Genomic DNA, 4,229 nt, shown 5'->3' with positions numbered 1-4,229 from the left:
CGACAACACCAAGCCCGCCTCAGCCACTACAAACAACGCGGCCACACACCACCCGAAACCAAACAACCGTCACGACAAGAACCGTTGCAGTACTAAGTGAGCCACTGAAGCCCACGAGCCCGAGGCCAGGACCGCGGCGAAGCGGGATCTGGGCTGGTCAGGCTACAAAGTCCACCTCAGCGAGACCTGCGAGCCCGACGCCCCGCACCTGATCACCCACATCCACACCACCCCGGCACCGGTCAACGACCACGCGGTGCTGGAGAACCTCCATACCGCCCTGGCCGAACGCGGACTGGTGCCGGACGAACACCTGGTGGACGCCGGATACGTCGACGCCGAACAGATCAACCACGCCCGCCGCGATCACAGCATCACCCTCGTTGGACCGGTCGGAAAGAACACCAACCGGCAGCAGGCGGCCGGCGACTTCTTCGACAGCACCCGCTTCACCATCGACTGGGACCAGCGCCGGGCCGTCTGCCCCGGCGGCCACACCAGCGTTTCGTGGAGAGACGCCCAGAGCCACCGCGGCACCCCAGTCACCCGCGTCCGCTTCGCCGAACGGCACTGCGGCCCCTGCGAACTGCGGACCTCCTGCACCAACGCCGAAACCGGCCGCAACCTGACCCTGCGGCCGAAGAGAGCACGAGATTCTCCAGCAGGCCCGCACCGAACAGGACACCGACCACTGGCGCCGCCGCTACGGACACCGCGCCGGCGTCGAGGGCACCATCTCCCAGGGCGTCCAAGCCTTCGGCCTGCGCAGATCCCGCTACCGCGGCCTCGCGAAGACCCAGTTGCAACACCACCTCACCGGCGCCGCCATCAACCTCGCCCGCATCGATACCTGGCTCACCGGCAAGCCCCTCGCCCGCACCCGCATCTCACCCTTCGCAGCACTCCGCCCCGCCGGATGAGATCCAGCGGGGCGGATTTACCAACAGCGTCCCAGGAGGGTCGGGGCCGTCGTGTCAGGGCTCGATGCCGAGAGCTTTCACGCGATCCTCAGGAACTCCCGCTCGGCTAGCCAGGTGAGCGACTCATGGTTTTCCCCCGCACAGTTCATCCTGAACTCTACGGACTGAGCAGAGCCGCCCTTGAACCAGCCAAAACAGGCTCAGGAACGCGGCGTGAGCCCTTCCGCACCGTTGGTGCTTGCTGCTGCGGCTGATGTTCCGGGTGCGCAGTACGCGATGGCAATCCCGGATTGGTCATTGGTGGAGTAAGGATTCTCGACGAAGACCTCCCAACTGTCGCCGGGGGTGTTGGTCGTGGTCTGCCGGGAGACACCTGCGATCGCACCGAAGGTCAGGCCGTAACCGCCGGAGATCGCCACCTGCCCCTCCGGACAGACGGCGGTGCTGGTTTCGGACCTGCTAGGCGGCGTCACGAAGACTTGGTTCCCGAACACCCTAGTGATGTGGAGCGTGGCTGCAGGTCCGGTGTCGCCGATCGGGCCAGTGTCGCCCTTCGGGCCGGTGGGGCCGGTCGGACCGGTCGGACCGGTGGGGCCGACCCTGCACTTGTCCGTGCCGCCAAAGCCGAGGTCAAAATCGTCGCCCATCGGCCCCATGAAGCCGGAAAGCTCGAACCCGTTGCCCTTACATTCGTCACCTTCAGGCGCCTCGTTCGCCGGGACCACCTGTTGCTGCGCGCCGGTCGCCACCGCGGTGCCGGAGAAGCCCAGCATCCCCAGCGCCACCGATGCCATCGCACTGCCAACGAACCACCTGCCCCGCCGAGGAAGACCGAAACCGCCAGGGGACCTATTCTCAGGACTCATGTGAACTGCTCCTTCTCGAACCGACGGGAAGCCCAGCAACTTCCCCAGGGCATCATTCGGTGCTGAAGGCAACGCAGTTGAGAGGCGCGGCAACGAATCAACACAATGGCCCATGAAGCATGCGAGTCGAGGCATCGGCCCGGCGGCTCCCGCGCCAAGGTGGCGGCCGTCACTCCTGCAACGTCATGTGGGCCTCCTTCGGCGGCCCGGGCGGGGCGGCGTCCGCATCGTCTCCCGTGACGCCTCAAAGAAACTCCTCACGCGCACTGTCCGTCTGCTTGCGGACCTCCTGATACACGCCTGCCAGCTCCTGGGCCAATCGGCGTCGACGTGGCGAGCTCGAACCTCGAGCGGAAGCTGGCTGATCTGAAGGCCTCCCTGATCGTAAACGCGGGGAAGGAGGACTGACCGGAGAGCCAAGTCGTTGGCCGCGGTGCTGAAGCCGCAGTCGGCGACGACCGTGCCGGGCGGCCGGCCGGTCAGCCTGGTGAAGCGTCCCACCGAGAGCACCAGTTTGAGGTGCGTCGGCTGGGTTCCCGCTCTGGAGCTGGTGATCGACGACCCGGGGGCGGCCTGCACAGGACCGGCCCCGGCCGCCTCCTTCATCGAAGGCGGGCAGGGGCGGAGCTCGGGTTTCGTTCAGATCCCAGCGGGCTGTCGAAGTCGGGCGCGGGAGGTCTGCCGTACGGGTGAGCTGAAAAGTGTCTTTCGTGTGCCGGGTGCGGAGGTCCACTGTTGCTGCGCCGAGTGGTTCGTCGTCTCGGCGGGGTAACCGACGGTTTGTCGGTCACCGTGTCGTCAGAGTGTGCGTGGAGGTTTGTGGTGAAAAGGTTCATCGCTGTGGGTCTTGGTGTCATGGTGGCGGCCGCGGGTACCGCGTTCGCGCCGGCCGCCCAGGCCGCACCGACAGCCGGTTGTCACGGCTCGGGCTGCCGGGGGCTTGATCCCAACCAGGCCGGCTGCAGTGCCGACGCGTACACCGTGGCGCGGGTGAACACGCTGGCAGGGACCGTCCAGCTCCGCTACAGCCCCTCGTGCCGTTCGAACTGGGCCCGCATCGAAAGGCCCGCTCCCGCGAGCGTCCTCTCGGTCAAGGAGTGCGGCCCGAGCGGATACAACGTGCGGTTCCGCGTTCCGTCCGGATACACCGTCGCCTGGACGTACATGGTGGACGGCACAGGTCCGGCCAAGGCCGGCGACGGAGCCACATACACCCCCTGCCGGTAACTCACAGCACACGAAACAACCCCGCACTCCCCTTGTACTACCGAGCGCAGATCGCGAGGACAGGGCGCTGGCCGGGGAGTCCACCCTGCGGAGCTGCTCCGGCCACAGGGCCTGTCGAAGCCCCTTCTGGTTCAGCAGCGCGTAGGATCGCTCACCGTACCGCCGTTGGAACGGCACAACGGCATTACGGTCCGCCGTTCTGGCGGCGAAACGTCATTACGGCATACCGTATCTACGGTGTGCCGTACTGCCGTCACCGAGCCTGTGACGTGTGAGAATCAGGCTGGGTCGTCGTATTGGCGGATGATGATCCGCTCGCCGAGGTTCTCGGCCTGCACATCCAGGTAGTGCAGCACAGCGGCCTGGAGTGCGCCCCGGCCACGGTACCGAAGCCGAGCAGTTCGCTCGAGTCAACGGCGTAGATGCCGGTACCGGATCTCATCGGCTTCCCCGGCCACCTGCGCCTCGGACAGCTCCTTGCCCAGCCATACGCCCGTCATTACTGACTTCGGCTCATTAGGGTGAGGTTTCCCGGAGTGCCGTACGTTCATGAGCTGTTGGCTGTAGTTCATTTGTGTGTGAGGTATGCGGATGGGGGCGGGCTGACGTCTGGGACGCCTACGCCGGGAGTCGGTGCGGATGCAGGCGGCCGAGCTGTTCGAGAGAAAATCAAGCCGGGTGGCACGGCGCCTGCGGGTGAGCCCGAACAGGCACAGCGAAGCCGCCGGCCGCGAGTGAGTACGGATCGAACCTCGCCGATCGCCCGGACAATCGTGGAGGAGCTGACACCGCAGACCACGGCGAGTGCCTCCTGAATGAGGCCGGTGCGCAGGCCGACGAGCGTGACCACCAGCCGACCATGGAAGGTGAGTGTGTACTTCGGCCCCGCACCGCGGTGCCTGCGTCGGGCACCACCACGCCGGTCATGACGCTCGCCATCACAGCCCGCCTGCCACCGGGCGTCCGAGTCCATCGAGCAACTCCCCGAGGCGCTGGCGACTCACACCGCAGAAGGCAGGACGGGACAAAGCCGCGCGGGCCCACTTCTTGGTCACACATAAAGAACCCGCGCGGCCGTCGTCAAGCCACGACCCAACCCCGATCAATCGCAGGTGAATTCGCTAACGACCTCGTGCGTGATTAGCGGTGACGGCGGCTGACCTGGGTCGTTGGTCTGTGTGTGGTGGGGGTTGAAGCACGCAGGTTGATCATGTCG

Annotated in this window: 2 protein-coding genes and 3 pseudogenes; 3 read left to right on the top strand and 2 right to left on the bottom strand. The window is 66.3% G+C overall.

The annotated features are described in order from the left end of the window. Window positions 1–256: 256 nt before the first annotated feature. A pseudogene (locus ABZ070_RS35615) lies at window positions 257–583 on the top strand (IS5/IS1182 family transposase); the annotation flags it as partial. A gap of 67 nt (window positions 584–650) precedes the next feature. After that, a pseudogene (locus ABZ070_RS35610) lies at window positions 651–920 on the top strand (transposase); the annotation flags it as partial. 200 nt (window positions 921–1,120) lie between these two features. Here ABZ070_RS35610 and ABZ070_RS35605 read toward each other — a convergent pair. Both ABZ070_RS35605 and ABZ070_RS35600 read right to left on the bottom strand, forming a co-directional pair. After that, on the bottom strand, window positions 1,121–1,705 hold the full coding sequence (locus ABZ070_RS35605) for a hypothetical protein (RefSeq protein WP_356640150.1): 585 nt from the start codon (window positions 1,703–1,705) through the stop codon (window positions 1,121–1,123). A 468-nt stretch (window positions 1,706–2,173) separates the two neighbouring features. Then, window positions 2,174–2,348, bottom strand: a pseudogene (locus ABZ070_RS35600) (ISNCY family transposase); the annotation flags it as partial. 260 nt (window positions 2,349–2,608) lie between these two features. On the opposite strand from ABZ070_RS35600, the gene ABZ070_RS35595 reads away from it, so the two are divergent. Further along, window positions 2,609–3,013: a DUF2690 domain-containing protein gene (locus tag ABZ070_RS35595; protein ID WP_356640148.1), complete on the top strand. Its 405-nt coding sequence runs from the start codon at window positions 2,609–2,611 to the stop codon at window positions 3,011–3,013. The last annotated feature ends 1,216 nt before the right edge of the window (window positions 3,014–4,229 follow it).

It is taken from the genome of Streptomyces sp. NPDC006283, assembly GCF_040613325.1.
GTDB lineage: Bacteria > Actinomycetota > Actinomycetes > Streptomycetales > Streptomycetaceae > Streptomyces.
The sequence above is the reverse complement of the archived record's forward strand: the minus strand, read 5'-3'. Positions and strand labels throughout refer to the sequence as shown.